The following is a 23,053-nucleotide window of genomic DNA, read 5'->3' on the forward strand; positions in this document are numbered from 1 at the left end:
GGCCACGCGAGGCTGCGCCCGGCGGTCACCGGCGGGCTGGTGACCGGAGTGCTCGACGCGGCAGTGCGGGACCGGCTCGCGACGGTCGAGACGATCGCGGTACATCCCGACCACCAGTCCCAGGGCATCGCGACCGGTCTGCTGGAGACCGTCCTGCCTCGGCTGCGCGACCTGGGCGCCACCGAAGTGGACGCCTGGACCCGGGGCGAGGAAACCGCTCGCGCCGTTCGCCCTAGCCCGGGCTTCACCGTCGCCGGGGCCTTCCTGCACGCCGACGCGGCCCGCGAGCAGCCGTTGCGGGAGACGTTCACCCGCGTCTACCGCTGCCGACGCTTCCACCGCCATCTCTGACACGGCGAGGCTGCGCGTCACCGCCACGGTTGACCGCTCACTGCGGCTCCCGCAGCCGCCGCGCCGCGAACACCGACACCGCAGGCAGCAGCGCCAACGCCAGCAACGCCCACTGCAACCCGACCGCGTTGGCGAGAGCCCCCACAGCAGGAGCGGCCACCCCGCCGACGCTCACCGCCAGCCCGAGCGTCACCCCGCTGGCGGTCCCGAGCCGGTTCGGCAGATAGTCCTGGCCGAGCGTGACATGCAGCGAGAACGGCACGTACAACGCCAGCGCCGCCAACGCGATCAGCGGGAACACGCCGTACCCCGGCACGAGCGCGATCCCGGCGACCGCGGGCACTGACACGACATACGCGAGGTAAACCGTCCGGATCCGCCCCCACCGTCCGGCCAGCACCCCGCCGAGCAGCGTGCCCAGCGCGCCGACGCCGAACAACACCACCAACGCCACTTCCCCGGCGAGCACGCTGCCGGTTCGCTGCGCGACCCAGATGGCGAGGAAGGTGTTGAGCGAGAAGGCAGCGATGGAACGTCCGACGACCACCACGGTCAGCCAGCCGAACTGCTGCCAATCGTCGCGCCCGGTGTGCGCCTTGTGCCCCGCCGCGGAATGGACGTCGCTCATCCGCCGGAACAACGCGGCGATCGCCACCCCGGCGACGAGCGCGGGCAGGACCAGATACGGCGTCGCGCCCAGCCCGCCCGCCTGCAGCACCGGGGTGACCACGATCGGCCCGAGCGCGAAACCGACGTTGCCGCCCAAGGAAAACCAGCTCATCCCGACGTGCCCGCGCCCGGCGATCCGACGCGCGATCCGCGCCGACTCCGGGTGGTAGGCGGCGACGCCGAGACCGGACAGCGCGATCGCCAGCCAAGTCAGCGGGTAGGAATCGGCGAGCCCGGACAGTCCGATCCCAGCCCCCGCGACCGTCATCCCGACCGGCACGAGCCACGGCATCGGCCGCCGGTCGGTCAGCACGCCGAACAGCGGCTGGACCACCGAGGACAGCAACGTCGCGGCCACCGTGATCCCGGCCGCGGCGAGGTAGCCGTAATGCCGCTCGGCGACGAGAAACGGGACGAGCGCGGGGACCGCGCCTTGGTAGAGGTCGTCGACCGCGTGGCCGAGCACCATCAGCGGCATCGGCCAGCGCGCGGCACGCGTCGGAGCGGGAAGGGTCGTCGTCACTCGATCATCGTCAGGCCCGGACCTGCCTTCGCGATTCCGTTATTGTGCCGAGTTGTGTCGATTTCCAGCCACCTGCCGACCGCTCCCACGAACACCCGCGACCTGGCGGCCACCACGGGCATCGCCGAGCACTGGCACGACGAGCACCAGATCGTCTACGCCAGCAGCGGCGTGCTGGCCGTGCACACGGACCGGTCGCGCTGGATCGCGCCCGCACACCGAGCGCTGTGGATTCCGGCGGGCACCGTGCATTCCCACCGCGCATACGGCGTCACGCGGCTGCATCTGTTCGGCTTTCCGCAGGAACTGAGCCCGTTGCCGGTGACCGAGCCGACCGTCCTCGCGGTCACCCCGCTGCTGCGCGAACTGCTGATCGCGTACACCGAACTCGGCGACGACCGCTCGACCCCGGCAGGCCAGCGGATGCGGGCGGTGCTGTTCGACCAGCTCACCCTCGCGCCGGAACGCCCGGTGCAAGTGCCCGCCGCGCGCGATCCGCGACTGGCCGCCGTGTGCCGGTTGCTGGAGGAGGATCCGTCCGACTCACGCAGCCTGGAAGCGCTGGGCCGCACGGTCGGCGCCAGCGGCCGGACGCTGACCCGGCTGTTCCGCGCGGACACCGGCATGACGTTTCCGCAGTGGCGCACCCAATTACGGCTCTACCACGCCCTGCGGCTGCTGGTGGAGGGCCGGTCAGTCACCGCGGTGGCGCAGTTGTGCGGATTCGCCACCACCAGCGCGTTCATCGACGTGTTCCGGCGCTCCCTCGGGCATACGCCGGGATTTTACCTCCACAGTGGACAATCCGGTGACGCACCACGAGACTCGCCGCGAGCCGGTTGACGCCGAACGAGACGAGAATGAGCCCAGTCGCGTCGAGCAGCTGCGCACCGAGGACGCTGGCCAGCGCGAACGAGCCGATGCGGATCGCGAGAAACACCGCCCACAAGGCGATTCCCGGGCCGGTGAGCCGGTATTGCAGCCCGCCGGCCCGCCGGAAACGCGTCACGTACCCCATCGCGGTCCCGGTGCCCGCGACCAGCACGAGTTCGCCGGCCAGCAGCCAGTCCGCCGACTGGAATCCGCCGTCCAGCTCGAAACCGAGGCAAACCAGCCCTGCCGCGATCACCGCCAACGGCATCACCAGCGTCCGCCGCGGTTCGGCGGACCGCCACTGGAACTGCCGCACGATCAGGATCCCGACCGCGAGTGCGATCAGCACGTCGTCGACCTGCACCTCCTCGCCCGCACCCTGCGCGAGATCGCCCTGACCAGCACCGGGAACACCGGCACGGACCAGGTCAACGCGGGAGAGCTGGCGGTGGTCGAGGACGTCTCCCGCAACCCCGGCGCGACGATCAGCGACGTGACGCGCCGGACCGGGCTGGCGCAGAGCCTCGTTTCCCGGATCACGCGCCGGATGGCGGACGCGGGCGTCCTGCGCGTGCGGCCCGACGAAACCGACCGGCGCAAGTCGCGGCTGGAGATCGAACCGTCCGCGCGCGAGATGTTCCGCACCCGCGCGGACGGTTCGATCGCCTCAGCCCTCGCCGCGCATGCACCGAAACTCAGTGCCGCGCAACGGAAAGAACTCACCCACCACCTCGTGGAGGCGGAACGGCTGCTGCGCGAAGGTCAGGAATAACTCCGCGGCGTCCACACGATCGACCGCCCGTCCGGGCCTTCCTCCACCACCGTGCGCGACGAGCCCACGATCAGCAGGCACCGCATGTCCACAGTAGACGGATCAAGCCCGCCCAACGTGGTCACGCGAATGTCCTCCTCCGGCCCGCCGACATCCCGGGCCACCACCACCGGCGTCCCCGGATCCCGGTGCCGCAGCAGGACGTCCCGCGCGTTGGCCAGCTGCGTCACCCGGGTCCGCGAAGCCGGGTTGTACAGCGCCAGCACCAAATCCGCCGCGCCAGCCGCGTCGAGACGGCGTTCGATGATCTCCCACGGCTTCAACCGGTCCGAAAGGGACAGCACGCAATAGTCGTGCCCCAGCGGCGCACCGACCCTCGACGCGGCCGCCTGTGCCGCCGTCACCCCGGGCACGATCCGCACCCGCGCGCCGGCGCCGTTTCCGGCCGAAACCTGTTCCAGCACCGCAGAAGCCATCGCGAACACGCCCGGGTCCCCGGACGACACCACGGCCACTCGCGCACCGGTCGACGCCAGCTGCAGCGCCTCGACCGCCCGGTCCGCTTCGACCCGGTTCCCCGACGCGTGCCGCTGCTGTCCCGCCCGTTGCGGAACCCGCGCGACATACGGCCCGTAGCCGACGATGTGGTCCGCCGCCGCCAGTTCCGCCGACGCTTCCGGCGTCAGCCACTCCGGCCCGGCCGGACCGAGCCCGACGACCACGACCTCGCCGCCTTCCACCGGAACCGGAGCCGAAGAAGCAGCCGCGGGCTCACCCTCCACTCGCGACTTGTAGGCCGGACTCGGCAAGAGCGCCAAGGAAAAGTACGGCACCGACTCCGGATCGACGTCCGCGAACGGCTCCACCCGCTGCTGTCCCCAGGTCGCCCGTTCGATGTACCAAGCGTCATCGAGCTTGCCCGACTCCGCGAGTGCTTCCCGCACAGAACCGAAGGTACGGCCCAGTTTCAGCACCGCCGCCGCTTCGGTGTCCGCCAGCCGTCGCGCCAATTCGGGCGCTGGCAACGTTCCCGGCAGCACCGTGAGCACTTCGTCGCGCTGCACCAACGGACGGCCGAGCACGGACGCCGCCGCGCTCACCGACGTCACGCCGGGCACCACCTCGGCTTCGAACCGTCCGGCGAGCCGCTCGTGCATGTACATGTAGGAGCCGTAAAAGAACGGGTCGCCTTCGCACAACAGCACCACGTCGCGTCCCGCGTCGAGATGCTCGGCCAGCTTTTTCGCGCTCAGCTCGTAAAAATCGGCGATCGCGCCCTCGTAACCGCCGGGATGGTCAGTGGTCTCGGTGGTGACCGGATAGACGAGCCGCTCTTCCAGCTGCCCCTTGCGCAGATACGGCTCAGCCACCGACCGCGCGATGCTGCGCCCGTGCCGCGCGCTGTGGTAGGCGATGACGTCCGCCTCGCCGATCAGCCGCGCCGCTTTGACCGTCATCAGTTCCGGATCGCCGGGTCCCAGCCCGACGCCGTACAGCCGCCCCGTCATTCGACCGCGCTCGCAATCGCGTTCACAGCACCGACCGCCATCGCACTGCCGCCGCGACGGCCGTGCACGACCAGGTACGGCGCGGGCGCGCGCTTCGCCAGTTCCACTTTGGACTCCGCCGCGCCGACGAACCCCACCGGGACCCCGATGATCGCGGCCGGTGCGCCGACGCCCTCGTCCAGCAGTTCCAGCAACCGGAACAACGCGGTCGGCGCGTTGCCGATCGCCACCACCGAACCGGGAAGCCGGTCCCGCCACAGTTCCAGCGCGGCGGCCGACCGCGTGGTGCCGAGCCGTTCGGCCAGCCCGGGCACGCTGGGGTCGTCCAAAGTGCACACGACGTCGTTCGCCGCGGGAAGCCGTTTGCGCGTGATGCCGCTGGCGATCATCTTCGCGTCGCACAGGATCGGCGCGCCCGCCTCCAGCGCGGCGCGGCCCGCCTCGACCACGTCGAGCGAGTACCGCAGGTCGTCGACCAGGTCGACCATGCCGCAGGAGTGGATCATCCGGACCGCGACGCCCGCGACGTCGTCGGGCAGGATCGCCAGGTCCGCCTCTTCGCGGATCGTGGCGAACGAGTGCCGGTAGATCTCGGCCCCGTCCCGCAGGTAGTCGATCACGAAGGTCCCTTTCTCGCCAACGCATCCGCCAACTCGGACGCCGGGGTCCAGCGTCCGTCGACACGGTAGCCGCCGGGTTCGGCGACAACGTCGCGGTGGGTGCCGGACGGTCGTCCGCACCGCCGTGCACAGCCCGAGACGTGCACCCGCTCCCCGTCCGCGACCAGTGTCGCCGCGTCCGCGCGGACGTCGGCGAGAGACTTCGCACACCCCGGCGCGCCGACGCAGGCGCTAAGCTCCGCCGTCGCCGGATCCGTCGAGAGCCCGGCCGCGTGCAGGCGTTCGACGTCCGCGCCGCCGGGCAGCAGCACCGAACGCCACGGCGTGACCACCGCGTCGCCGAAGTCCGCGAGCGTGCGCAGCTGAGCGGCCGTCAACTGCCCGAACCTCGGCGCGACGCCCACCGCCTCGCCGCCGTCGTCGCGCCGGATCCTCCCGACCGTCGGGTCGATCCGCGTCGGACGTGCTTGAGGCGCTTCCCGCGGACCGTCCGGCAGCAGCGCCGAAGGATCGGCCAGTTCCCCGATCCGCCATGCCGAACCGCGCGTGCGCGCAAACGTTTCCGCCACCGTGAGCAGCGCGGACGCCGCCTCGTCCCGCGGCACCAGCCAGCCGGAATCAGCCCCCGCCAGCAGCACGACCCCGGTCGACGAACTCACCGCACGCCAACACACGTCAGTGCCCACGACGTCGCCGCGTCCGTCGTCAAAACCGAACAGGAACCGCCCGGGCAGCTCGGCGAGTTCCGACCGCGCGCACAGCGCACGATCCAGCGTCGCGGAAAGACCCCGGACCTCCGCGAGCCCGCCGCGTACCCCGCTCAACGGCGAGGCCAGCACGTTCTGCACGCGTTCGTGACTGGGCGACGGCAGCAGCCCGGCTTCGGTCAGCCGTCCGGCCAAACCCGGCCGGTGCACGCCGCGCAACTGGACGTTGGCTCGCGAGGTCAGATGGACGTCGCCGTCGCCGAGGTCTTCCGCACAGGTTGCCAACGCGCGCAACCGATCCGCGGTCACCACGCCGCCGGGAAGCCGGACCCTGGCGAGCGGCCCGTCCGCCGCGTCGTGCGTCGCGAAGACTCCAGGGCAGGCGTCGGCGCGCACGCGGGCAGGGCTGGGCATGGCGCTCACTGTAACCCGCGGCTGTTTTAACAGGCTTGCGATCATATGTAGTACATCTGCTACATTTCATCGCACAGGCAGGATGGGGGTCATCCAATGAGAGACCCAGCGGACACCGTGCTCCGCGTCGAAGGCCTACGCATGCGGTACGGCGCGAACGACGTGCTGCACGGCACGTCGTTCACCGCGCACCGCGGCGAGGTGCTGTGCCTGCTCGGCCCGAACGGGGCGGGCAAGACCACGACGATCGAAATCCTCGAGGGGTTCCGCATGCGGTCCGCAGGCGAGGTGTCCGTGCTGGGCACCGACCCGGCACGCGGCGGCGAGGACTGGAGGGCGCGGCTGGGGGTCGTCCTGCAGTCCTGGCGCGACCACGGGAAATGGCGCGTGCGCGAGCTGCTCGACCTGCTCGGGTCGTTCTACTCGCCGTACTCCACCGACCGGATCCGGCGGCCGTGGGACACCGACGAGCTGATCGAGGCGGTCGGGCTTTCCGAGCACGCGGGCAAGAAGATCCGGATGCTGTCCGGCGGGCAGCGGCGCAGGCTGGACGTGGCGATCGGCATCGTCGGCCGCCCCGAACTGCTGTTCCTGGACGAGCCCACCGCCGGGTTTGACCCCATGGCGCGCCGCGATTTCCACGAGCTCGTGCACCGGCTCGCCGACGACGACACGACGATCCTGCTCACCACGCACGACCTCGACGAGGCCGAGAAGCTCGCCGACCGGATCCTGATCCTGAGCGGCGGCCGCATCGTCGCCGACGGATCGCCGGACCAGCTGAGCAGGCAGATCGCCGGCGAGGCCGAGGTGCGCTGGACGCTCGACGGGCAGCGGTTCGTGCACTCGACCACGGAGGCGACGAAGTACGTGTACGAGCTGTTCAAGCAACACGGCGAAGCGGTCGCCGACCTGGAGGTCCGGCGCGCGTCGCTGGAGGAGACCTACCTGACGCTCGTGCAGCGCGCGGAGTCCGGGCTGACCTCGGCGGGTGCGCGATGACGGTATCGGCGCAGCGAACCGCGGCGAGGGTGGGGCTCCGCCGCGGGTTCATCGAATTCCGCCAGCAGTGGACGAACCGGGACGACTTGCTGGGCCAGATCATCTGGCTGGGGATGATCTTCGGCACGCTGATCTTCATGCGCGGCGCGCAGTTGCCCGGCACGTCGTTCTCGCTGGGCACGGCGACGGTGCCGAGCGTGATCGGGGCGGGCATCGTGTTCAACGGCCTGTCCGCCGTCGCCGGGGCGCTGATCGTCGACCGCGAGGACGGCACGCTGCTGCGCGCCAAGGCGACGCCGAACGGGATGCTCGGCTACCTGATCGGCAAGGTCACGACGTTCTCGATGGTGCAGGTCGCGGGCATCGTCGTGATGCTGGTGCCGTCCCTGTTCCTGTTCGAGGGGCTGGCCCCGGACGGGTTCTTCTCGATCCTGCACCTGGTGTGGGTGCTCGCCGCGGGCCTGGTCGCGACCATGCCGATCGGCGCGGCGATCGGCTCGCTGATCCAGGACTCGCGGATGATGGCCCTGGTCATGCTGCCGATGCTCGGGCTCGGCGCGATCTCCGGGATCTTCTACCCGATCACCGCGCTGCCGGTCTGGCTGCAGGACGTCGCACAGGTCTTCCCGATGTACTGGCTCGGCCTCGGCATGCGTTCGGCGCTGCTGCCCGACCAGGCGGTCGTCGTCGAAATCGGGCAGTCGTGGCGGCCGTGGGCGACCCTGGGGGTGCTGCTCGCGTGGGCCGTGATCGGATTGGTGCTGGCCCCGATCCTGCTGAAGCGGATGGCCCGGCGCGAATCGGGGTCGTCGGTGGCGGCGCGACGGGAAAGGGCACTTCAGCGTGTGTGAGGCGCGGTGAGCGAGAACGTCTACAACCGCATCGCGGTGCTGCGCGCCGAACGCGGCATCTCGCGGCGGCAGCTCGCGGACGCGCTCGGCGTGCACTACCAGACCATCGGGTACCTGGAGCGCGGCGAGTACAGCCCGAGCCTGTACCTGGCGTTGCGGATCGCGGAGTTCTTCGAGGTCGCGGTGGAGGTGCTCTTCTCCACCGCGCCCTTCCCGCGGATCGGGGACGAAAGCAAGCCCGCGTGAGGGTCTGCTCACCTTGACGGCGCCGGTGCGCCCGGCGAGAGTAAGAGCGCACACGCGTCGGCACGCGGAGGAACCCGGTGGAAATCCGGGGCGGTCCCGCCACTGTGACCGGCGGCCCCGCGGCCGCCGTCAGCCAGGAACTCCCGCCGGCGTGCCCGACGACCCGGGGCGCGGACACCCCGAGTGAGGAACGCCGTGATCCTGCTGCTGTCCACTTCGGACACCGACCTGCTCAGCGCCCGGGCCAGCGGCGCGGACTACCGCCTCGGCAACCCGTCCCGGCTTCCGCTGCACGATCTGCCCGGGCTGCTGGACGGCGTGTCGATCGTCGTCGTCCGGATCCTGGGCACGCCGCGGACCTGGCAAGAAGGCTTGGACACGCTGCGCGCGTCGGGTGCGCACGTGGTCGTGCTCGGCGGCGAGCAGACGCCGGACGCGGAGCTGATGAAGCTCTCCACCACGCCCGCCGGGATCGCCGCGCAAGCGCATCTGTACCTCGCGCAGGGCGGTCCGGAGAACCTCACGCAGCTGCACCGCTTCCTGTCCGACACGCTGCTGCTCACCGGCGAAGGCTTCGAACCGCCCGCCGAACTGCCGTCGTGGGGCGTGCTTTCGCGGCCCGCCTCCTCGAACGACGGCCCGGTCATCGGGATCCTCTACTACCGAGCGCACCACCTGTCCGGGAACACCGGTTTCGTGCACGCGCTGGCCGACGCGGTCGAATCCGCGGGCGGCCGCGCGTTGCCGATCCACACCGCGTCCCTGCGCACGCGCGCGCCGGAGATGATGGCTGAGCTGGGCAAGGTCGACGCCCTGCTGGTCACCGTGCTGGCTGCGGGCGGCACCCGTCCGTCGGAAGCCGGGGCCGGCGGGGACGACGAATCCTGGGACGTCGCGGAGATGGCCGCGCTGGACGTGCCCGTGCTGCAGGCGTTGTGCCTGACCAGCGACCGCGAAACCTGGTCCGCCAGCGACGACGGCCTGTCCCCGCTCGACGCGGGCAACCAGATGGCGGTACCCGAGTTCGACGGCCGGATCATCACCGTCCCGTTCTCCTTCAAGGAATTCGACGACGACGGCCTCCCCCGCTACATCGCCGACGCCGAACGCGCCTCCCGCGTCGCGCGCATCGCCCTCGCGCACGCCCGGCTCCGCCACACCCCGCCCGCTTCCCGGCGGATCGCCCTGATGCTGTCCGCGTACCCGACGAAGCATTCGCGCGTCGGCAACGCCGTCGGCCTCGACACCCCCGCGTCGGCGATCAAACTCCTGCGCCTCATGCGCGAACGCGGCTACGACCTCGGCGCCGAGGCTTTCCCCGGCGTCGACCCGACCGGCACCGACCAGCCGGACGGCGACGCGTTGATCCACGCCCTGATCGCCGCGGGCGGCCAGGACCCCGAATGGCTCACCGAAGAACAGCTCTCCGGCAACCCGATCCGCGTCCCCGCCGCCCGCTACCGCGCATGGTTCGCTGCCTTGCCGGTCGAGTTGCAAGAGGCGATGGAAGAACACTGGGGCCCCGCACCGGGTTCGCTGTATGTCGACACGTCGGCAAACCCCGAGGGCGACATCGTCCTGGCGTCGCTGCAGTCCGGCAACGTCATCCTGATGATCCAGCCGCCGCGCGGATTCGGCGAGAACCCGGTCGCGATCTACCACAACCCGGACCTGCCGCCGAGCCACCATTATCTCGCCGCCTACCGCTGGCTGGAAGAGGAATTCGGCGCGCACGCCGTCGTCCACCTCGGCAAACACGGTTCGCTGGAATGGCTGCCCGGCAAGACCGCGGGCCTCTCCGCCGCCTGCGCCCCGGACGCCGTACTGGGCAATCTGCCGTTGGTGTACCCGTTCCTGATCAACGACCCCGGCGAGGGCGCGCAAGCGAAACGCCGCGCGCACGCGACGATCGTGGACCACCTGGTCCCGCCGATGGCCCGCGCCGAGTCCTACGGCGACCTGGCCCGGCTCGAGCAGTTGCTGGACGAGCACGCCAACATCGCCGCGATGGACCCGGCGAAGCTCCCGGCGATCCGCGCCCAGATCTGGACCCTCATCCAGGCCGCGAAACTCGACCACGACCTCGGCGTCGAGGAACGCCCGCACGACGCCGAGTTCGACGACTTCCTGCTGCACATCGACGGCTGGCTGTGCGAGGTCAAGGACGCCCAGATCCGCGACGGCCTGCACATCCTGGGCGAGGCCCCGGTCGGCGAGGCTCGGGTAAACCTGGTCCTGGCGATGCTCCGAGCCCAGCAAATGTGGGGCGGCAAGCAAGGCGCCGTCCCCGGCCTGCGCTCCGCACTGGGGTTGAAGGAAAACTCGGACGCCCCGCTGTCCGAAGTAGACGCCATCGAGGCGACCGCGCACACGCTGGTTTCTTTGATGGAGACCCGCGCATGGTCCCCTTCTTCGGTTTCTTCAGTGGTGAGCGAAGTCCTGGGCACTTCTGATGACGAAGTCGCCCGCGTCCTGACCTTCGCCGCCACCGAGATCGTCCCCCGCCTGGCAGGCACCTCGTCCGAAGTGGACGCCGTCCTGCACGCCCTCGACGGCGGCTACATCCCGGCCGGCCCGAGCGGTTCCCCGTTGCGCGGCTTGGTCAACGTCCTGCCGACCGGCCGAAACTTCTACACCGTCGACCCGAAGGCGATCCCCAGCCGCCTGGCGTGGGAAACCGGCCAGGCACTGGCGGACTCCCTGCTCCGCCGCTACCGCGAAGACACCGGCGACTGGCCGCGGTCCGTCGGCCTCTCGGTCTGGGGCACCTCCGCGATGCGCACCTCCGGCGACGACGCCGCGGAAGTCCTGGCGCTGCTGGGCATCCAGCCGGTCTGGGACGAGGCTTCCCGTCGGGTGACCGGCATCGAGCCCATCCCGCTGTCCGAACTGGGCCGTCCCCGGATCGACGTGACAGTCCGCATCAGCGGCTTCTTCCGCGACGCCTTCCCGCACGTCATCACCCTGCTGGACGACGCGGTCCGCCTGGCCGCGTCCCTGGACGAACCCGAAGCCGACAACTACGTCCGCGCCCACGTCAACGCAGACCTGGCCGCCCACGGCGACAACCGCCGCGCCACGACCCGCATCTTCGGCTCCAAACCAGGCGCCTATGGAGCCGGCCTGCTCCCGTTGATGGACTCCGGAAACTGGCGCGACGACAAGGATTTAGCGGAAGTCTATGCGGTCTGGGGCGGCTTCGCCTACGGCAGGGATTTGGACGGCCGCCCCGCCCGCGAAGACATGGAATCGTCGTACAAACGCATTGTGGTGGCTGCGAAGAACACGGACACCCGCGAACACGACATCGCCGACTCGGACGACTATTTCCAGTATCACGGCGGAATGATCGCCACCGTCCGCGCCCTGACCGGCTCCGCACCCGCGTCCTACGTCGGCGACTCCACCACCCCCGACGCCGTCCGCACCCGTACTTTGGGCGAAGAAACGGCCCGCGTCTTCCGCGCCCGGGTCGTCAACCCGCGCTGGCTGTCCGCGATGCGCCGCCACGGTTACAAGGGAGCCTTCGAACTCGCGGCAACCGTGGATTACCTCTTCGGCTTCGACGCCACCGCGGGCGTGGTGGGCGACTGGATGTACGAGAAGCTGTCCCAGTCGTACGTTTTGGACGAGGAAAACCAGCAGTTCCTGCGGGACGCGAACCCGTGGGCGTTGCGGGGAATCATCGAACGCCTGACGGAAGCCGCGGACCGGGGTCTGTGGGAAGAGCCGGATCCGGAGCTGCTGGCCCAGATGCGCGAGGTTTACCTGACGCTGGAAGGCGATCTGGAGAGCGACTGAGTCTTAGTTGCGCCGGGTTGCGGGCTGATCCGCAACCCGGCGCCAACGCTTCTCCAGCCGCGACGCGGGCCCACCAGCGCTCTCCTAGGAGCTCCACGGCATTTTCCCCCGCCCCAGCCGTCGCACAGCACTTTCGCCATGCCACTGGCCAGCCGTTCGACGCCCCGACCCACGCCTCTTCCGTCGCCAGCACACGCCCTTTCGGCCGCACCCGCTAGGCCAACTGCGGCCCCAGCCGCCCGCCCCCGCGAAGGTCCGCCGAACAGTCCCGCCGACCCTCGCCCTATCGCCAAGCCCGCCCCGCCACTGCTCACGTCACCACTCGCCGAGCCGCCCCCTGCCCCTCGCTCTACCGCCAAGCCCGCCCCGCCCAGCCACGCCACCACCACAGCTCGCGCCACCACTCGCCGAACCGCCCCCTGACCCTCGCCCTACCGCCAAGCCCGCCCCGCCCAGCCACGCCACCACCACAGCTCACGCCACCAGTCACCGAACCTCCCCCGCCGAGCAGCCACCGCGACCCCCGACCGGCGCCCCCAGCTCGCGCCTGCCCAGTCCAACCGCACCGTCACCGTCTCCCCCTCTCCCCAGCGGACCACTCGCCCCGGCGGTCCGCGTCCTTTTGCGCGGAACCGTTGCGCCACAAGGGCTAACCCGCCGCAGAGAATTCCGGCATACCTCCCGAACCAGCCCCCCGCCGGACAAGAGCAGCCGACCGCACCTTGACTTCATAATGGTCTAGTCCAATGCTTACCGCATTCATTTTCCGAATGCTCGCCGGAGGACAGATGCAGCGAAGCAGACTGGCCGCCACACTCGTCGCCGCCGCTACCGTGGCCGGGGCGGCCGCCGTCGTGGCCGCGACCGCCCACGCGCAGACCGGGGCTTCGACCGGCCTCGACAACAACTGGTACGCCGCCGCGCCGTACCTCATGCCGCAGAGCAACAACCCGCCGGACCCGGTGACCGTCATGAACGCGACCGGGCAGAAAGCGTTCCAGCTGGCCTTCATCCTCGCTCCGAAGGGCGGCGGATGCAGCCCCACCTGGGACGGCACCACGCCGGTTTCCTCGGACACGACCGTCGGCGACGCGATCAACCGCATCCGCGGCAACGGCGGCGACGTGTCGGTTTCGGTCGGCGGCTACGGCGGCACGAAACTGGGCCAGACCTGCGGCACCGTCGAAGCGACCGCCGCGGCCTACCAGCAGGTCGTCGCGAAATACAACCTGAAAGCCATCGACTTCGACCTCGAAGAACCCGAGTACGAAGACACCGCGGCCATCGCGAACGAACTCGGCGCCGCGAAGAAACTGCAGGCGGACAACCCCGGTCTCTTCGTCTCGGTGACCATGCCGGGAACCGCCGCGGGCACCGGCTGGTTCGGCACCCAGCTGCTGGACCAGGCGAAGTCGATCGGCTTCTCTCCCAACAACTTCTCGATCATGCCGTTCGACGGCGGTTTCAGCGGTGGCGGTGCGTCGCAGGTGTCGGCGCTCGAGGCGTTCCACGGCTTGCTCCAAAGCCACCTGGGCTGGGACAGCGCCACCGCGTACGCGCACGAGGGTTTCTCGGGAATGAACGGGAAATCCGACAGTTCGGAATACTTCAACGTTTCCGATTTCCAGACCGTGTACGACTACGCGACGAGCCACCACCTCGGCCGGTTCACGTTCTGGGCGGTGAACCGCGACCGGCAATGCACGACGACGACCGACAACAGCGTGTGCTCGAACGTCCAGCAAAACGACTGGGACTTCACGAAGTTCACCACCCGGTTCGCCGGCGCGACCCCGCCGCAGACCACTCCGCCGACAAGCCCGACCAGTCCGACCAGCAATCCTCCGGGAACCTGCTCGGCGCCGGAATGGCAGAAAACGCAGGTTTACACCGGCGGCGCCGTGGTTGCGCACAACAGCCACAAATGGACCGCCAAATGGTGGACCCAGGGCGAGGAACCCGGCACGACCGGCCAATGGGGCGTCTGGACCGACAACGGCGGCTGCTGACCGGCTAGTTTTTTTCCCGATCGGGCGCTGCGACGCGGATTCTGTGTCGCAGCGCCCGATCGTCCGGTGCTCAGGGCCGAACGCCGGGCAAATGCGTGTTCGCCCGCCGGACTTCCGAAGCCAGCGCCGGCACTTCGATCACCCGTCGTCCGGCCGCGACAAGCCGCTCGACCCCTTCGGCCTCGACGAACAACGACGGTTCCCGCCAGGCCATCACCACTCGCGGAATGGCGGTTTCGAGGATCAGCTGCGTGCAGCTTTTGGGGTGGGACGCGCGATCGCTGCACGGTTCGAGCGAGCTGTACATGGTCGCGTCGGCGAGTCGCGGGTCGTGCGGATCGAGCTTCGCCAGCGCGGCTTCTTCCGCATGATTGCGCGGATCGCCTTCGCCGGAATGCCCGGTGGCGAGCACCGTCCCGTCCGGCAGCCCGACGACCGCGCCGACCCGAAACGTCGAACTCGGCGGGCATTCGTCGGCGAGCTCGATGGCCTGCCGCAACCGCAGCAGATCGAGCGACGACGGTTCGACCGCCGCGCGGTACCGCAGCACCGCGACCTCGCCGAGCCGTCGCACTTCCGTCAGTTCCAGCGGTCGCGGGAACGCGCCCGGCCCGAGAAACCGCGGCGCTCGCGGATCGCCGACCATGATCGGCGCGATCGCGAGCCGGAGTTCGTCGGCGAGCCCGGCGTCGAGGAACTGCGTGTGCACCGCCCCGCCGCCCTCGACGAGCAGCGTCCGGATCCCGCGCGCGCCGAGGTCGTCCAGGATGTGCTCGAGCCGCGGCGGACTGCCGACCTCCACGACAGTCGCGACCGCACTCAAGCTGTCCGCGCTGCCTCGCGGCGCGTAGACAAGCTTCTCGGTGTCGCCGACGGTGAAGAACCGCGCCGCCGGATCGAGCTTGCCGCTGCTGGTGACCGTCACCTTGACCGGTTGCTCCGGCCGCCCCGCCGCGACCCGCTCGCGGCGGAGTTCGGCGGAGCGCACGAGGAGCCGCGGGTTGTCGGCCCGCACCGTGCCCGCGCCGACGAGGATCGCGTCGGCCTCGGCGCGGAGCCGGTCGACCTCCGCGAAGTCGTCCTCGTTGGACAGGAGCAGACGGGTGGCGCCGGCGTCGTCGAGGTAGCCGTCCAGCGATTGCGCCGCGGACAGCAGGACGTGCGGCCGCCCGGTCATCGTGCCCATCCGCTCATCGTGCTCCGGCCAGGTCAGGCGGGCACTACGGCGTACTGGCGGACGTACAGGTCGGTGTAGGTCACCGGCCCGCGCGGCCCCGGCACCCGGTCGAGGTTGATGCCGGTCTCGGGCACCGCGAGCAGCTTGAAGCCGTCCAGCAGCCGGGTCGGCGCGTTCCAGAACACGCCCGTGCCGGTGTAGCCGTCGAAGAACCGCTCCGCGGCCGCCGGGTCCTCGGTCGCGATCCCCGCGGCGAGCCCGGACGTGCGCTCGTTCGCGATCTCGACCGCGTCGACGAGCCCGCCGACCTTCTCCACGGTGACGGTCGCCTCCCGCTCGGAGTCCAGCGCCCACTCGTAGCCGATCGGGTGCTCGTGCGGCGCGAGCGAAGGCGTGACGCCGCGCTCGGCCAGCGCCGACTCGATCTGCGGCCACACCGTGTCGTGCACGTCCTCGTGGATCAGCAGCAGGTTCAGCCGGTTGCAGACGCCGAGCCGGTCGAGGCTCGAGAACACGAGGTCACGAACCTTGCCCGCATCCGCCGCGGCGTCGACGTACAGCACACCGCCGCCGTCAGCGTGCGCCAACGTGCGCACCCCGTGCACCGCGGCCTCGGTCGCCAGCGCGCGCGTGCTGTCGCCACTGCCGCGCAGGATGACGAGCGGCACGAGCCCAGGCAGCCGAACCAGCGCCGACGCGGCTTCCCGCTCCACGCGCGGCACCAACTGCACGACGTCCGGGTTGATCCCGGCAGCCTCGAGCGCGGGCGCGATCACGACATCCCGCAACCGCTGCGCCGAGCCAAGCGCCGCCGACCCGGTCCGCAGCACGCCGCCGTTGCGCGACTTGACCAGCTGCGACGCCACGTCGACCGTCACGTTCGGCCGAGCCTCGTAGTTCGCGCCGATGACACCCACCGGACGCCGCCGTTCGACCAGCCGCAGCCCGCCGTCCAAGGCGGACACGTCGACGGCCCGCTCCTGGTGCGGCGCGCCGGCCAGCAGACGCAGCTGATCGGCCATCCCGTCGAGCCGCTCGGGCGTGATGGTGAGCCGGTCGAGCAGACCAGCGCTCATCCCGTCGGCAGTAGCCTTGGCAACATCGGCCCGGTTGGCCTCAAGCACCTCGTCCCGGTGCGCGATGAGCCGCTCCGCCATCCCGACGAGCACCGCGTCCACCGCCTCGTCCCCGGCGGCAGCCAACGACGGCGCAGCCGCCTTCGCCGCCCGCGCACACTCCTCGACGGCCTTCGCGACCTCGTCCATCGCCTGTCTCCCTCCGGCGGCTCAGCAGACGTCCAGTCTGCCGGACACCCGCCTCTGACCTGCATCGGGACCCTCATCGCGGGCCAGACGCCGGGACGCACCGACCGACCACGAGAGGCTTCCCATGAGTTCCGGAAACCTACCAAAGGCAGCGGCACGCTCAACCAACGAGCAGCCTTCTGCCGACGTGGAGCCGGGATTGCCGCCGTGGTCGTAGGCGCGACACTGCTTGCGCCCGTGGGCTTGGGCAGTACGAAACGCGTCCACGACCGTTGGGCGACGAGGTCGCGATCGCCAAGGCCGGAGCACCCGCGCACAGCTCCTGGCCAAGCGCGACGCGTGCTGGCATCCGACAGGCTTCCAGACCCCAACGTCGCTCGAAAGCAACGAGTGCGCGCCCTTCTGATCAGACCGCCGGAACACGTGCTGTTCGACAGTCAGACGCCTGAGCTAAGTGGACATCACCGCCGTAACGAACGGAGCAGCACACACGACTACAAACCACCTCAGGCCAAGGAGCACCGCATGATCAAGGGCCTCGCCATCTTCGCCGCAGCGGCCGCAGCGACCGTCACCCTCACCGCCTGCTCCGGTGGTAACGCCAGCGGTCTCGGCACCAGTGGTTTGACTCCCACCTCAGCTTCGACGCCCAGCTACCCGCCGCAAGAGTCCTGCCCTCCGCTCAAAGCCGGACAGTCATGCATCAACGGGCAACTGGTCGAGTCCAGCCCCACCAGCGAGACTCCCCAGGCCCTGACGAGCTCGCCCGCCGAGACTCCGCAATCCCCTCCTCCGGTCGAGTCCAGCCCAACGAGCGAGGCACCGCAGTACCCGCCCCAGGTCGAGCAGGCCCGCGACTCCGCGCTGTCTTATCTCAACTACACCGCTTTCTCGCGAAACGGCCTGATCGATCAGCTGTCCTCCAAGTACGGCGACAGCTACCCGAAGAACGTCGCCACCCAGGCGGTGGACAGCCTGGACGTCGACTGGAACGAACAGGCAGCCAAGGCGGCGCAGTCATACCTGGACTACACCTCGTTCTCGTGCACCGGCCTGATCCAGCAACTGTCCTCGAAATACGGTGAGAAGTTCACCAGTGCCCAGGCCAAGTTCGGCGCGCACCAAACGAAGGCGTGCAAATGACATCCGACGCGTGACCAACGCCGAACAGCTCCCGCACCCCGCACAATGGCGTCGTGGCTGATCACCCGCAGCGGTTGGAGATCGCAACCGCCCAGGAGAGCTGGGTCAGGCGCGAACCCCACCAAGCACTCGGACGTGCAGTGCCGCGCACGCGCTGCCACGCGGCGACAGCTTGCCACGGCATTGCCGACGACAGCGCGCCAACAACCGGCCGTTCCACCCAACCGCTTGCCATTCAACTGCTTGCCGCTCAACCAATCCGTCGGCAACCCAGCCAATGCTCAACCGATCCGTGAGCCGCCCAGCCAGCGCTCGACCGGTCCGTAGGCAACCCAGCCAGCGCTCAACTAATCCGTCGGCCGCCCAGCCAGCGCTCAACCGCTCCGCCGCGGCCGCCGTCCGCTCGCACGCGGCGCGTGCATGAACGTCGCCGCCGCACCGCCACCGGCTCCGTCGCATCCCAGCGACCGCGCGCCGTCGCACGACGCCACCGAGCCGCCAGTCCGCGTCACCTCACCGCAACCGACAACCGCAGCGACCGCATCACAACGCCAACGGCTGCAGCAGCCACAACCCGCCCGCGATCACGCAGCTCGCCGTGAGCACGCCGAACACCAGCACCCACAACACCGCGGGCACAGCGGTCAGCCGGCTCAGCTGATCGGCGTCGGAGTCCCGCGCCTGGCCACGCCGCCGCTTGAGCTGAAGCTCCACCACCGGCCGAACCCCGCCGAACAGCAGGAACCAGGTCAGCAGGTACACGAACGGCGCCTGCACCACCTTCGGCGCGACCAAGGCCACCAGCCCGAGCACGACAGCGCTCGCCACCACCGTGAACACGCCGTAGGCATTGCGCACCATGATCAGCACGCCCAGCAGCAGCAACGCGACCAGCACGAGCACCGCGGTGATCAGGTCGGCTCCGACCAGGCTCGCGAACAGCAGTCCCAGGACCGACGGAGCGATGTATCCGGCCAAAGCGGTGAACGCCATGCCGGGTCCCTCAGGCTTGCCGCGCGACACGGTGACCCCGGAGGTGTCCGAGTGCAGCCGGATCGACCGCAGCCGCCGTCCGACCGTCACCGCGGCCAGCGCATGGCCCGCCTCGTGCACGATCGTGATGACGTTGCGGGCGAACCGCCACGGCGTCCCGCCGGCCAGCACGACCAGCAAAGCGATCGCGCCGGTGACCAACGTGATGACGCTCGGCGTGTTCGCCTGTTCCAGCGCCGCGCTGACTGTCCCAGTGCCCGCGGCCATGGCCGCACCGGAGACTTCTCCGGTGCCCGGTCGAGCACTGAGCACAGTCGAGACGGCGAGTACAGGCGTAGTCACGCGGACACCTCACCACAGGCCCTATTTGGCTGCTGTGAGTGCCCAGGCAACATCCGTCGACCGCGATTCGGTATGGGACGCGGCCTCACTCCATGACGTCTCCTTCCTGTCGATCCGCGACTTCAGGCACCGCTCAGTCCGCCACCTCCACGGACACCTTCAGCCGATCAAATCGGAACAGATGGGCGACCCACGACCGATACGGACGCCAATCCTCAGCCAACGGCTCAAGCTCGTCCGGCGGCGTGTCGGGAGGCAACGCGTACTCCGCGCACAGAATCTGGTGGAGCTGGGTGTCCAGGCGGGGGAAGAGATCGGGATGTCCCGCGCCGTGCAGAAGGATCTGCTCGGCGGAGAACGCTCCGATGCCCGGGATCGCACACAGGCGGCTCATCGCTTCGGGGACCGGCAGCGCCAGCAACTCCTCGGTGTCCAGGCGGCCGTCTACAGCTGCCCGGGCGACAGCTCGGAGGCGCGCGAGCCGGAATGGCCCCACCGACGGTTCGTCGCCCAGCTCGGCCAGAATCTGCGGCGAGGGAAAGGAAAACAGCCCGTCTTCGCCGACCTGACGGCCATGGCGCACAGTCAACTGCTCGCGAAATCGTCTCGCCTGCGGGACCCGCATTCCTTGCGTGAGCACGGCCCAGCAAGCCGCTTCGTACGGCGACGAAAACAGCACTGGGCGCGCTCCGCTGTGACGGGCGTGCAGCCGCCGGACCACCGAGTCCCGGCTCGCGGCCTCGGCGAACCCCGATTCGTCGACATCGAGCGAAAGCATCCGGCTCACCTGCGCGACCACCCGCGCGGCGATCTCCACCGGCGCCGCCACCCCGACTTCGACCGTGCCCGGGGATCTCTGCCGGATCGCGGCCCCGGCATGGGTCCAGGTCCCCTCCACCGGGAACGCCATCCGCAGCACGCCCGGTTCGGCGGCGAAGGACCCCGCCGGGCCCGCCCCGGCGAGCCACCGCGAGGCGGCGCTCAGGTCGAAGGCCCCATGCACGGCGATTTCACCGGTGGGCAGGTCGATCGGACGCAGGATCGGTGCGGTCATCAGTCAGTCCTCCTCGCTGGTCTCCGCGAGTCGGAGACCGTGCGGACGACGTTAGGAACAGCCACCGACAATGCCGGGCCTCGAACGCTTGATCGGACAGATCTTCACTCGAACGAGTGAGCAGTTGATGCCGCATACTGCCGGTATCCCACCGAGAGGACCTCCGTGCCGCACCACAGCACCCAGCAACGGCTCACCGATCTGCTCAGCGAACCGGCCACGACAGCCGACGGTTTCTTCGACACCCTCGGCGACGCGGCCCAGGCCGGCCCGCCCACCGGGCTCACCCAGCGGCTCATGCGCACCACGCTGCTGCCGCAGGTATACGAACACTACTGGCGGCCCGTGCTCGGCCGCGTCCTCAAAGGCCCCAGCGGCCCGAGCATGGCCGACGAGGTCGCGCTGGCCTCCGAACGTCTCGGGCTACAGCCGGGCCAAGTCGTGCTCGACGTCGCGTGCGGAACCGGCCGGTTCACGCGCGCGTTCGGGGACGCGGTGGGGCCGGAAGGGCTCGCGATCGGCCTGGACGGCGCACGCAGCATGCTTTCGCGCGCGGTCGAAGAAACTGACTCACCGAACGTGGCCTACCTTCGCGCCGACGCGGTCGAACCGCCGCTGCTTTCATCCACTGTGGACGCTGTCTGCTGTTTCGCTGCCCTGCACATGTTCGCCGAGCCGGAACGCGCGCTCGATTCGTTCACCCGGATTCTGCGTCCCGGCGGCCGGATCGTCCTGCTCACGAGCGCCCGCCGAGACTGCTGGCTGGCCCGGATCGCCGACACCGCAGGAGGAATCGTCAGCGGGCAACGCATGTTCGACCGCGGAGAGATCGCGGCCAGCTTGCGCGCGCGTGGCTTCGACGAGGTGCGCGAGCAGTACTTCGGCGTCGCCCAACTCGTCTCCGGTCGGCTGTCCGACGTGCGGTGATCCATTTCTGTCGGGGTTCGGAGTTAGCATTCCCCGCATGACCCACGCCGCTCCTGTCCCGCCCGACGACAGCCACCTCCGTTCCCTCGTCGAAGCCACCGCCGATGCCGTGGCCGCCGCCGAACCGCTCAGTTCCGACTACGCCGGGGCCGACGCGGAAACCCGTGCTGCGGTTGAAGAAGAAGTGCGTTCCCGCGCGAGCGAACTCGTCGCGCTCAGCCAGGATCTGCACGCGCATCCGGAAGAAGGGTTCGCCGAACACCGGTCAGTCGGCGCGCTCGCCGACTTGCTGCGCGCCCATGGGCACGAAGTCACCGTAGGCCTCGGCGGGCTGGACACCGCGTTGCGCACCGGAACTCCGGACAACAAGGGGCCGCACATCGCGGTTCTGTCCGAGTACGACGCACTGCCCGGATTGGGACACGGCTGCGGGCACAACGTTATTTGCACTGCCGGAGCAGGCGGATTCCTCGGTGCGGCAGCAGTGGCCGAACGACTCGGCGGACGTGTGTCCCTGGTGGGCACCCCTGCCGAGGAAGGCGGTGGCGGCAAGGAGACGCTCGCGCGAGCCGAGGTCTTCGACGATGTCGACGCGGTGATCATGCTGCACCCGTTCAGCCACGACATCGCATTGCACCCGTTCCTCGGCAGGCGGCAGCTCGAGATGGTGTTCCACGGCGTCGGCGCGCATGCTTCGGCCCAGCCGTTCATGGGGCGCAACGCGCTCGACGCGGCGGTGGCGGCCTATCAAGGAGTGTCGGCGCTGCGACAACAGCTGCCGTCGAGCGACCGGGTGCACGGCATCTTCACCGACGGCGGCGCGCGGCCGAACGTGATCCCGGCCCGGGCGGCTCTCCTGTTCTACCTCCGGTCGGCAAATCCCGACACGCTGCGCGACTTGGCCAGCCGGATGACCGCGATCGCCCACGGCGCGGCCGAAATGACGGGCTGCGGAGTGGAATTGCGCTGGGACGCGCAGCCGGCGTATCTGCCGATCCGGTTCAACACGACACTGGCCGGACGGTGGTCGGTCAATCAACAGGGCACGGGGCGGAAACCGCTGCCGCCGGGCATCGTGCCGGAGTTCCTGACGGGGAGCACGGACCTCGGGAATTTGTCTTTCCGGATGCCCGCGCTGCACCCGATGATCGCGGTGTCCGGGCCGACGGTCGCCTTGCACACCAAGGAATTCGCTGAGGCTGCTGGGTCGCCGGCGGGTGATCAGGCGGTCATCGACGGCGCGCTGGGGCTGGCTCTGACAGCCGCCGACTATCTCGCCGACGCGGCGCTGCGCAAAGCCGTGCACGACGAGTTCGAGGCATCGGGAGGGGCGTTGGACGTGCCGAGTTTCTTTGACTGACAAGTGTGGGAGTTGGTGGATGACGATGGCCGGAAGGCTGGAAAGGAGGTGCGCCGCGTCCAGCTTGCCGGGTTGCGCGGAAGCTTTGGACGGTTTGGACTGACGCATTGCTGATCGGCGGTGGTGAGCTCCGCGGGCTCATCGCTCTGGACGGCACGGCACGGCACGGCACGGCACGGCACGGCACGGCACGGCACGGCACGGCACGGCACGGCACGGCACGGCACGGCACGGCACGGCACGGCACGGCACGGCACGGCACGGCACGGCACGGCACGGCACGGCACGGCACGGCACGGCACGGCACGGCACGGCACGGCACGGCACGGACGAGGATGCACTGCCTGAGAACGGCTGAGAATTCTCAGCTGATTCTTCTCAGGAAAGCCTGAGGGTTTTCCACAGGCTGCTCATAAGCACAGGCGCGAGTCTGGGTTCATGACCGA

20 protein-coding genes and 1 riboswitch are annotated in these 23,053 nt (G+C 69.8%); of the genes, 11 read left to right on the forward strand and 9 right to left on the reverse strand.

Annotation, left to right across the window (positions count from 1 at the left end; all coding sequences use genetic code 11):
• The first annotated feature begins 39 nt into the window (after nucleotides 1-39).
• Nucleotides 40-351, forward strand: a complete 312-nt coding sequence (locus tag DMP23_RS07050) for a GNAT family N-acetyltransferase (RefSeq protein WP_337820513.1) — start codon at nucleotides 40-42, stop codon at nucleotides 349-351.
• 37 nt (nucleotides 352-388) lie between these two features.
• Here DMP23_RS07050 and DMP23_RS07055 read toward each other — a convergent pair whose 3' ends face one another.
• A complete protein-coding gene (locus tag DMP23_RS07055) occupies nucleotides 389-1,543 on the reverse strand; it encodes an MFS transporter (RefSeq protein WP_337820514.1) in 1,155 nt (384 codons plus the stop codon).
• 54 nt (nucleotides 1,544-1,597) lie between these two features.
• On the opposite strand from DMP23_RS07055, the gene DMP23_RS07060 reads away from it, so the two are divergent.
• The gene (locus DMP23_RS07060) at nucleotides 1,598-2,386 is read left to right on the forward strand and encodes an AraC family transcriptional regulator (RefSeq protein WP_337820515.1); all 789 of its coding nucleotides are present in this window, start codon (nucleotides 1,598-1,600) and stop codon (nucleotides 2,384-2,386) included.
• Here DMP23_RS07060 and DMP23_RS07065 read toward each other — a convergent pair.
• Nucleotides 2,286-2,780 carry a hypothetical protein gene (locus tag DMP23_RS07065; protein WP_337824511.1) on the reverse strand — a complete coding sequence of 165 codons (495 nt, stop codon included), beginning with the start codon at nucleotides 2,778-2,780 and terminating at the stop codon, nucleotides 2,286-2,288. The two genes, DMP23_RS07060 and DMP23_RS07065, sit on opposite strands and share 101 nt — an antisense overlap.
• Before the next feature lie 78 nt (nucleotides 2,781-2,858).
• On the opposite strand from DMP23_RS07065, the gene DMP23_RS07070 reads away from it, so the two are divergent.
• On the forward strand, nucleotides 2,859-3,188 hold the full coding sequence (locus DMP23_RS07070) for a MarR family winged helix-turn-helix transcriptional regulator (RefSeq protein WP_337824370.1): 330 nt from the start codon (nucleotides 2,859-2,861) through the stop codon (nucleotides 3,186-3,188).
• Here DMP23_RS07070 and DMP23_RS07075 read toward each other — a convergent pair.
• From DMP23_RS07075 to DMP23_RS07085, 3 genes are read right to left on the reverse strand one after another with little or no spacing between them, the layout of a single operon-like run.
• Nucleotides 3,179-4,696: a precorrin-2 C(20)-methyltransferase gene (locus tag DMP23_RS07075; protein WP_337820516.1), complete on the reverse strand. Its 1,518-nt coding sequence runs from the start codon at nucleotides 4,694-4,696 to the stop codon at nucleotides 3,179-3,181. The two genes, DMP23_RS07070 and DMP23_RS07075, sit on opposite strands and share 10 nt — an antisense overlap.
• On the reverse strand, nucleotides 4,693-5,316 hold the full coding sequence (locus DMP23_RS07080) for a precorrin-8X methylmutase (RefSeq protein ID WP_037354494.1): 624 nt from the start codon (nucleotides 5,314-5,316) through the stop codon (nucleotides 4,693-4,695). The genes DMP23_RS07075 and DMP23_RS07080 overlap by 4 nt, the downstream gene beginning before the upstream one ends.
• On the reverse strand, nucleotides 5,313-6,437 hold the full coding sequence (locus DMP23_RS07085) for a precorrin-3B synthase (RefSeq protein ID WP_337820517.1): 1,125 nt from the start codon (nucleotides 6,435-6,437) through the stop codon (nucleotides 5,313-5,315). The genes DMP23_RS07080 and DMP23_RS07085 overlap by 4 nt, the downstream gene beginning before the upstream one ends.
• Nucleotides 6,438-6,533: 96 nt before the next feature.
• Between DMP23_RS07085 and DMP23_RS07090 the strand changes: the two genes are divergently transcribed.
• The 5 genes from DMP23_RS07090 (at nucleotide 6,534) to DMP23_RS07110 (ending at nucleotide 14,346) form a co-directional block, all read left to right on the forward strand.
• Nucleotides 6,534-7,439, forward strand: a complete 906-nt coding sequence (locus DMP23_RS07090; protein ID WP_337820518.1) for an ABC transporter ATP-binding protein — start codon at nucleotides 6,534-6,536, stop codon at nucleotides 7,437-7,439.
• Nucleotides 7,436-8,290, forward strand: a complete 855-nt coding sequence (locus DMP23_RS07095) for an ABC transporter permease (protein ID WP_037817621.1) — start codon at nucleotides 7,436-7,438, stop codon at nucleotides 8,288-8,290. The genes DMP23_RS07090 and DMP23_RS07095 overlap by 4 nt, the downstream gene beginning before the upstream one ends.
• Before the next feature lie 6 nt (nucleotides 8,291-8,296).
• The gene (locus DMP23_RS07100) at nucleotides 8,297-8,536 is read left to right on the forward strand and encodes a helix-turn-helix transcriptional regulator (protein WP_037354504.1); all 240 of its coding nucleotides are present in this window, start codon (nucleotides 8,297-8,299) and stop codon (nucleotides 8,534-8,536) included.
• 67 nt (nucleotides 8,537-8,603) lie between these two features.
• Nucleotides 8,604-8,679: riboswitch (cobalamin riboswitch) on the forward strand.
• Nucleotides 8,680-8,731: 52 nt separating this feature from the next.
• Entirely contained in the window at nucleotides 8,732-12,337 is a 3,606-nt protein-coding gene (gene cobN, locus DMP23_RS07105) for a cobaltochelatase subunit CobN (RefSeq protein WP_337824371.1), read from the forward strand.
• A 788-nt stretch (nucleotides 12,338-13,125) separates the two neighbouring features.
• Entirely contained in the window at nucleotides 13,126-14,346 is a 1,221-nt protein-coding gene (locus DMP23_RS07110; RefSeq protein WP_337820519.1) for a chitinase, read from the forward strand.
• Nucleotides 14,347-14,416: 70 nt separating this feature from the next.
• Here DMP23_RS07110 and DMP23_RS07115 read toward each other — a convergent pair whose 3' ends face one another.
• Nucleotides 14,417-15,523: a dihydrofolate reductase family protein gene (locus DMP23_RS07115; protein ID WP_238608274.1), complete on the reverse strand. Its 1,107-nt coding sequence runs from the start codon at nucleotides 15,521-15,523 to the stop codon at nucleotides 14,417-14,419.
• Between the two features lie 32 nt (nucleotides 15,524-15,555).
• Nucleotides 15,556-16,788 (reverse strand): aldehyde dehydrogenase family protein, encoded by a 1,233-nt coding sequence (locus tag DMP23_RS07120; RefSeq protein WP_337820520.1) that lies wholly within the window; start codon nucleotides 16,786-16,788, stop codon nucleotides 15,556-15,558.
• Nucleotides 16,789-17,313: 525 nt separating this feature from the next.
• Between DMP23_RS07120 and DMP23_RS07125 the strand changes: the two genes are divergently transcribed.
• A complete protein-coding gene (locus DMP23_RS07125) occupies nucleotides 17,314-17,931 on the forward strand; it encodes an Ltp family lipoprotein (protein WP_337820521.1) in 618 nt (205 codons plus the stop codon).
• A gap of 543 nt (nucleotides 17,932-18,474) precedes the next feature.
• Here DMP23_RS07125 and DMP23_RS07130 read toward each other — a convergent pair.
• Nucleotides 18,475-19,191 carry a M50 family metallopeptidase gene (locus DMP23_RS07130; RefSeq protein WP_275294638.1) on the reverse strand — a complete coding sequence of 239 codons (717 nt, stop codon included), beginning with the start codon at nucleotides 19,189-19,191 and terminating at the stop codon, nucleotides 18,475-18,477.
• 208 nt (nucleotides 19,192-19,399) lie between these two features.
• A complete protein-coding gene (locus DMP23_RS07135; protein ID WP_337820522.1) occupies nucleotides 19,400-20,320 on the reverse strand; it encodes a DNA-3-methyladenine glycosylase family protein in 921 nt (306 codons plus the stop codon).
• Nucleotides 20,321-20,485: 165 nt separating this feature from the next.
• Between DMP23_RS07135 and DMP23_RS07140 the strand changes: the two genes are divergently transcribed.
• Together DMP23_RS07140 and DMP23_RS07145 are read left to right on the forward strand one after the other, a co-directional pair.
• A complete protein-coding gene (locus DMP23_RS07140; RefSeq protein ID WP_337820523.1) occupies nucleotides 20,486-21,247 on the forward strand; it encodes a class I SAM-dependent methyltransferase in 762 nt (253 codons plus the stop codon).
• A 37-nt stretch (nucleotides 21,248-21,284) separates the two neighbouring features.
• On the forward strand, nucleotides 21,285-22,607 hold the full coding sequence (locus DMP23_RS07145) for a M20 family metallopeptidase (RefSeq protein ID WP_134662592.1): 1,323 nt from the start codon (nucleotides 21,285-21,287) through the stop codon (nucleotides 22,605-22,607).
• The last annotated feature ends 446 nt before the right edge of the window (nucleotides 22,608-23,053 follow it).

The organism is Amycolatopsis sp. A1MSW2902 (genome assembly GCF_017312175.1).
GTDB lineage: Bacteria > Actinomycetota > Actinomycetes > Mycobacteriales > Pseudonocardiaceae > Amycolatopsis > Amycolatopsis nivea.

What these genes read in the sequence shown, in the direction of transcription:
- DMP23_RS07075 (WP_337820516.1), bottom strand. Translation starts at nt 4,696, where the DNA reads ATGACGGGGCGGCTGTACGGCGTCGGGCTGGGACCCGGCGATCCGGAA.
- DMP23_RS07085 (WP_337820517.1), bottom strand. Translation starts at nt 6,437, where the DNA reads ATGCCCAGCCCTGCCCGCGTGCGCGCCGACGCCTGCCCTGGAGTCTTC.
- DMP23_RS07090 (WP_337820518.1), top strand. Translation starts at nt 6,534, where the DNA reads ATGAGAGACCCAGCGGACACCGTGCTCCGCGTCGAAGGCCTACGCATG.
- DMP23_RS07095 (WP_037817621.1), top strand. Translation starts at nt 7,436, where the DNA reads ATGACGGTATCGGCGCAGCGAACCGCGGCGAGGGTGGGGCTCCGCCGC.
- DMP23_RS07110 (WP_337820519.1), top strand. Translation starts at nt 13,126, where the DNA reads ATGCAGCGAAGCAGACTGGCCGCCACACTCGTCGCCGCCGCTACCGTG.
- DMP23_RS07115 (WP_238608274.1), bottom strand. Translation starts at nt 15,523, where the DNA reads ATGACCGGGCGGCCGCACGTCCTGCTGTCCGCGGCGCAATCGCTGGAC.
- DMP23_RS07120 (WP_337820520.1), bottom strand. Translation starts at nt 16,788, where the DNA reads ATGGACGAGGTCGCGAAGGCCGTCGAGGAGTGTGCGCGGGCGGCGAAG.
- DMP23_RS07125 (WP_337820521.1), top strand. Translation starts at nt 17,314, where the DNA reads ATGATCAAGGGCCTCGCCATCTTCGCCGCAGCGGCCGCAGCGACCGTC.
- DMP23_RS07130 (WP_275294638.1), bottom strand. Translation starts at nt 19,191, where the DNA reads ATGGCCGCGGGCACTGGGACAGTCAGCGCGGCGCTGGAACAGGCGAAC.
- DMP23_RS07135 (WP_337820522.1), bottom strand. Translation starts at nt 20,320, where the DNA reads ATGACCGCACCGATCCTGCGTCCGATCGACCTGCCCACCGGTGAAATC.
- DMP23_RS07145 (WP_134662592.1), top strand. Translation starts at nt 21,285, where the DNA reads ATGACCCACGCCGCTCCTGTCCCGCCCGACGACAGCCACCTCCGTTCC.